The sequence below is a fragment of the Pseudomonas emilianonis genome (genome assembly GCF_023072625.1).
Lineage (GTDB): Bacteria > Pseudomonadota > Gammaproteobacteria > Pseudomonadales > Pseudomonadaceae > Aquipseudomonas > Aquipseudomonas paraveronii.
On sequence record NZ_JAKNRV010000313.1, the window covers coordinates 1 to 6,177 of the forward strand.

The window sequence follows — 6,177 nt, forward strand, 5'->3', positions numbered from 1 at the left end:
AATCGCGGTCATGGCTTACTTCAGCTGGTTCATGCGCTCGATCACCTGGCGGGTGATGTCGTATTGAGGCTTGACGTCAATCACGGCGCCGCGTTCGAACACCAGGTCAAAGGCACCTTTCTTGATGACTTCTTCCACAGCGCTGTCGAGTTTCGGCTTGAGCTGCTTGAGCATTTCGCGGTCGGCAACAGCCTTGGCTTCGTTCAGCTCCTTGGACTGGAACTGGTAGTCACGGGCCTTTTGCTTGAATTCAAGCTCCAGGCGCTCGCGCTCGCCTTGCTGCATCTTGTCGCCACCGGCTACCAGACGATCCTGGATGCCCTTGGCACTGCTTTCCAACGTTTTGAGCTTGGTCAGTTGCGGACCGAATTTCTTCTCGGCATCCACCGCGTACTTCTTGGCCGCATCGGATTCCAGCAGGGCCATCTGATAGTTCAGGACGGCGATTTTCATCTCGGCGAAGGCCGGGGTGGTTACCAGCACAGTTGCCAGCAGAACCAATTGAGTCAACTTACGCACGATGTACTCCTACAGAATCCGTTGTCGTTATCTTGGGTCAGACGCTTAGAACGTCTGGCCGAGGGAGAATTGGAAAATCTGGGTTTCAGCGTTATCCGGTTTCTTGATCGGCATGGCCAGAGCAAAGCTCAACGGACCAAGCGCAGTCACCCACGTCACGCCAACACCTACGGAGCTCGCCAGGTTGCTGAGGCTTACTTCGTTACACTGTGTATTGGACTTCACGCCAGTCGGGTTAGTGACCTGATCGCACTTGGAGTCGAATACGTTACCCACATCCCAGAAAACCGAAGTACGCAGGGACCGCTGATCTTTCACGAACGGCAGTGGGAAAAGGATCTCCGCACCACCCTGGATCAGCACGTTACCACCGAATGGCAGCGCGCTAGTGTCCGTGTCCGCCACGGTTCCGGTGTTACCCGTCACGCCAGCGCCACGGCTAGGGGTACCACGCGGTCCCAAGGTGCTGTCCTTGAAGCCACGGACCGAGTTGAAACCACCCGCATAGTAGTTTTCATAGAACGGCAGGCCGTTGGTCGAACCATAACCGTCACCATAGCCCAGCTCAGTGTGCAGGCGCATGGTGTAATTGTCGCTCAGCGGCTGGAACAACTGGCCACGGTAGTCAAGCTTGAAGAACGACAGATCGCTGCCCGGCGTGGTGGCTTCCAGGGTCAGGCTCTGGGAGTGACCACGGGTTGCCAGTACGCCTTTGTTCAGGGTCGACTCGGACCAGCCGGCAGACGCCTTGAAGTTCAGGAACTTGTCGCCTTCACGACGGGTGAAGTCGAAGATCTCATCCACGGTGTACACACCGGTCTTGATCTCATCCTGCTGCGCGGTCAGGCCGAAGGTCAGACGCGAGGTCTCACTGATCGGGTAACCGATGTTGACGCCCGCACCCAGACTGTCGATCGCATAGCTCGCGACGTTGACGTCGAGGTCTTTGTAGTCGGTGGTGCGGTAGAAGGCGTTGTAACCCAGGCTCACACCATCAGCGGTCCAGTAGGGGTCGACATAACCGAAGTTATAGCGACTCTGGTATTCGCTGCGGGTCAGGCCGATGGAAACCTTGTTACCGGTACCGAGGAAGTTGTTCTGGGTAATCGAACCACCGAGGATCAGGCCGGCACTCTGTGCGAAACCGACGCTGGCGGTGATCGAGCCAGAGGCTTGCTCTTCGACGGCGTAGTTCACGTCAACCTGGTCGTCCACACCCGGTACGGCCGGGGTTTCGACGTTGACTTCCTTGAAGAAGCCCAGGCGCTCAAGGCGGGTCTTGGACTGGTCGATCAGGTAAGTCGACGCCCAGCCACCTTCCATCTGACGCATTTCACGACGCAGCACTTCGTCCGCAGACTTGGTGTTGCCACGGAAGTTGATGCGGTTCACGTAGGCACGCTTGCCTGGGTCGACCACAAAGGTGATGTCCACGGTGTGGTCATCATCATGCGGGGTCGGCACGCCGTTGACGTTGGCGAAGGTATAGCCTTCGTTACCCAGGCGACGGGTGATCAGTTCGGACGTAGTGGTCATCAGCTTGCGCGAGAACACCTGGTCTTTCTGCACCAGCAGCAGGGACTTGACCTGGTCTTCAGGCACTTTCAAGTCGCCACTGAGTTTGACGTCGCGGACCTTGTACTTCTCACCCTCGTTGACGTTGACGGTGATGTACACGTGCTTCTTGTCAGGGGTGATGGACACCTGCGTCGAAGCGATATCCATGTTGATATAGCCACGGTCCAGGTAGTAGGAACGCAGACGCTCCAGATCACCGGAGAGTTTTTCACGGGCGTACTTGTCGTCGTTCTTGAAGAACGACAACCAGTTGGTGGTCTTGAGTTCGAACAGGCCAATCAGGTCTTCATCAGCGAACTTGGTGTTGCCCACCACGTTGATGTGCTGAATGGCCGCCACGGTGCCTTCGTTGATGTTGACCTTGAGGCCGACACGGTTACGAGGCTGCGGGACCACTTCCGTTTCCACGGTCGCGGAGTAGCGGCCCTGGGCAACGTACTGGCGTTGCAGTTCGTTACGCACACCCTCAAGGGTGGCGCGCTGGAAGATCTCGCCCTCGGCCAGGCCGGATTGCTTGAGGCCCTTCATCAGGTCTTCAGTGGAGATCGCCTTGTTACCCTCGATCTCGATACTGGCGACGGAAGGTCGCTCGACGACGGTGATGACCAGGACGTTGCCTTCGCGACCCAGTTGGATATCTTGAAAGAACCCGGTTTTGAACAGCGCACGAGTGGATTCCACCAGGCGACGGTCATCAGCCTGTTCCCCGACGTTCAACGGCAAGGCACCAAAGACGCTACCCGCGGAAACCCGCTGGAGGCCGTTGACGCGAATATCGGAGATAGTGAAGGACTCGGCGTGAACTTCGGCGATCATCAATACGGTGAGAACCGCAGTTAGCAGCAGACGTTTCATGAAGTCCTTTCTTATTCCAACTGGCAATAAACAAACTGCCGCAAAATGCGGCAGATTCGCAATTCAGCGAAGCGTTACAGTCGTCCCAGATCGTTGACCAAGGCTAACAACATCACCCCGACCACCAAACTGATACCGATCTGTATCCCCCAACCCTGCACCCGATCCGACAAGGGGCGACCACGCACCCACTCGACCAGATAAAACAACAGATGCCCCCCATCCAATACTGGAATGGGCAACAAATTCAGAACCCCAAGGCTAATACTCAGATAAGCCAGGAAATTCAGGAAATCCGCGACACCCGACTGGGCAGAAGCGCCCGCCACTTTAGCAATGGTTATCGGCCCACTCAAGTTTTTTACCGAGAGCTCGCCGAACAACATTTTCTTGAGCGACTCGAGAGTCAGCACGCTCATGGTCCAAGTGCGTTTCGCACCCTCGCCAATTGCTGCCAACGGCCCGAAACTGACCTCACGCATCATTGAAGGCGGCCACTCCGGACGCTTGACCCCGGCACCGAGGTAACCCCCGGCCGCCTTGGCCTCCCCACGTACCGCCAGGGTCACGGGAACGTCAATTTGAGCACCATCGCGCTCAACTTTCAGCACAATTCTGGTATCAGGCCGCACACGCACCAGGTCGACCACTTGCTGCCAATCACCCAGCGCCTGGCCATCGAGGGCCAACAGGCGATCACCGGTTTTCAGACCTGCGGCCTGGGCCGGGCCTTTCGGATCAAGTTCGGTGAGCACCGGCGGCAAGGCCGGGCGCCATGGGCGAATCCCCAGGGACTTGATCGGGTCCGGCTCATCGGAACCCTTGAGCCAATGGTCGAGAGTCAGTTCACGCGGGGTCTCGGACGAGGAGTCCTGCTCGCGCACCACGACATTGACAGTGCCGCTTTCGCCCAGGCGACGCACCAACTGCAAATTGACCGCCCCCCAACCCGTGGTTGGCTCGCCATCAATGGAAACAATTTCCTGCCCGGCGACCAATCCGGCCTTCGCCGCCATGCTGTCCGCCTCAACCGCACCGATAACCGGGCGTATCTGTTCGCTGCCGAGCATGGCCAGGAACCAGAAGAACACCATGGCCAACAGGAAATTGGCAATCGGGCCGGCGGCGACAATAGCGATGCGCTGACGAACGGTCTTGCGATTGAAGGACTGGTCCAGTTGATCCACCGGCACTTCGCCTTCGCGCTCATCGAGCATCTTGACGTAGCCGCCCAAGGGGATGGCGGCGATCACGAACTCGGTGCCGCGGCGGTCGTGCCAGCGCAGCAACGGCATGCCGAAACCGACGGAAAAGCGCAGTACCTTGACGCCGCAACGACGCGCCACCCAGAAGTGGCCGAATTCGTGGAAGGTAACCAGCACACCCAGAGCAACCAGGGTGCCGACAATCATGTAAAGCGCACTCATCTAATTTCTCCGCATTCCAATCCAGTGCCTGAAGACGCAAACGCGTCCACAGACTAACGCGCGTTGCGGCCCAACCATTGCTCGGCCAGGGCGCGGGCCTTGGCATCCGCCTCGAACACTGCCCCCAGATCATTCACAGCCACTACGGGCTCAAGACTCAGAACATCCTCGATGATACTCGCGATCTGCGGAAAGCGGATGCGCTGTGCAAGAAACGCTGCCACAGCCACTTCGTTAGCCGCATTGAGCATCGCCGGCGCACTGTTGCCCGCCTCCGCTGCCTGTCGCGCCAGGCGCAGGCACGGAAAGCGCTGCTCGTCCGGCGCCTCGAAGTCCAGGCGAGCAATGGCGAACAGGTCCAGCGGCGCAACACCGGAGTCAATCCGCTCAGGCCAGGCCAGGGCATTGGCGATCGGCGTGCGCATATCGGGGTTACCCAACTGCGCCAGTACCGAGCCATCCACATAGTCGACCAGGGAATGAATCACACTTTGCGGGTGAATCACCACCTCGACCTGGTCAGGCCGTGCATCGAACAACCAGCAGGCCTCGATCAATTCCAGGCCCTTGTTCATCATGCTGGCCGAATCCACGGAGATCTTGCGCCCCATGGACCAGTTCGGATGAGCGCACGCCTGATCCGGAGACACGTGCTCCAAGTCCGCCAGCGGAGTTTTACGGAAAGGCCCACCGGACGCTGTCAGCAAAATCCGGCGCACGCCGACCTGGCTCAAGCCTCGGGCAAAATCACCGGGCATGCACTGGAAGATCGCGTTGTGCTCGCTGTCCAGCGGCAGCAATATCGCGCCACTCTTGCGCACAGCCTGCATAAAGAGCGTGCCGGACATGACCAGCGCTTCTTTATTGGCCAGCAGGATTTTCTTGCCGGCATCGACAGCGGCCAGGGTCGGGCGCAAGCCAGCGGCTCCGACAATGGCCGCCACCACGGCATCCACCTCGGCATCAGCCGACACCTGGCACAAGCCCTCCTCGCCCACCAGCACCTGAGTGGCAAGGCCAGCGGCGCGCAGGTCATCCTGCAAGCCCCGCGCAGCAACGGCCCCAGGCACTACAGCAAAACGCGGCGCATGGCGCACGCACAGCGCCAGCAGCTCAGTCAGGCGAGAGAAGCCGGTCAATGCGAAGACTTGATAGCGTTCCGGGTGGCGAGCGATCACATCCAGGGCGCTTAACCCTACCGAGCCGGTCGCACCCAGCACGGTGACCTGCTGCAGGCGGCTCACGAAGCAGCCATCCACAACAGCACGGCAAAGATCGGGATCGCAGCGGTCAGACTGTCGATGCGGTCCAGCACGCCGCCATGACCCGGCAACAGATTGCTACTGTCCTTGACCCCGGCCTGGCGCTTGAACATGCTTTCAGTGAGGTCGCCCACGACCGAGATAAACACGACGATGGCCGTCCCCAGCAAGGCCAGGCACAGCTCTTTCACCGACCAGTCACGCACAACACCGACCACGAGCGTAATGATCAAGGTCAAGGCCAGGCCGCCGTATACGCCCTCCCAGCTCTTGCCCGGACTGACCGCCGGCGCCAGCTTGCGCTTGCCCAAAGCCCGACCGGAGAAGTAAGCACCAATATCGGCGCCCCAGACCAACACCATCACCCCCAGGATCAATTCATTACCGATCGGGAAGCGCTTGATCTCCACCAGCCCTTGCCAGGCCGGCAGCAGAATCAACAAGCCGATCACCAGCTTGCAGGCAACGCTGGACCACTGGCTGCTGGTACGCGGATAGGTCAGCACCAGGAAGGTCGCCAACGCCCACCACAGCAC

5 protein-coding genes are annotated in these 6,177 nt (G+C 59.3%); all 5 read right to left on the minus strand.

Going from position 1 to position 6,177, the window contains the following annotated elements; genetic code table 11:
- Positions 1-15 precede the first annotated feature (15 nt).
- Positions 16-519 carry an OmpH family outer membrane protein gene (locus L9Z73_RS23530; protein WP_003172279.1) on the minus strand — a complete coding sequence of 168 codons (504 nt, stop codon included), beginning with the start codon at positions 517-519 and terminating at the stop codon, positions 16-18.
- A 45-nt stretch (positions 520-564) separates the two neighbouring features.
- The gene (gene bamA / locus L9Z73_RS23535) at positions 565-2,952 is read right to left on the minus strand and encodes an outer membrane protein assembly factor BamA (protein WP_247406168.1); all 2,388 of its coding nucleotides are present in this window, start codon (positions 2,950-2,952) and stop codon (positions 565-567) included.
- Between the two features lie 74 nt (positions 2,953-3,026).
- Positions 3,027-4,379 (minus strand): sigma E protease regulator RseP, encoded by a 1,353-nt coding sequence (gene rseP / locus L9Z73_RS23540; protein WP_247406171.1) that lies wholly within the window; start codon positions 4,377-4,379, stop codon positions 3,027-3,029.
- A 53-nt stretch (positions 4,380-4,432) separates the two neighbouring features.
- Positions 4,433-5,623 (minus strand): 1-deoxy-D-xylulose-5-phosphate reductoisomerase, encoded by a 1,191-nt coding sequence (gene ispC, locus L9Z73_RS23545; protein ID WP_247406174.1) that lies wholly within the window; start codon positions 5,621-5,623, stop codon positions 4,433-4,435.
- On the minus strand, positions 5,620-6,177 hold a 558-nt coding region (locus L9Z73_RS23550), incomplete at its 5' end, for a phosphatidate cytidylyltransferase (RefSeq protein WP_247406177.1). The genes L9Z73_RS23550 and ispC, both read right to left, overlap by 4 nt.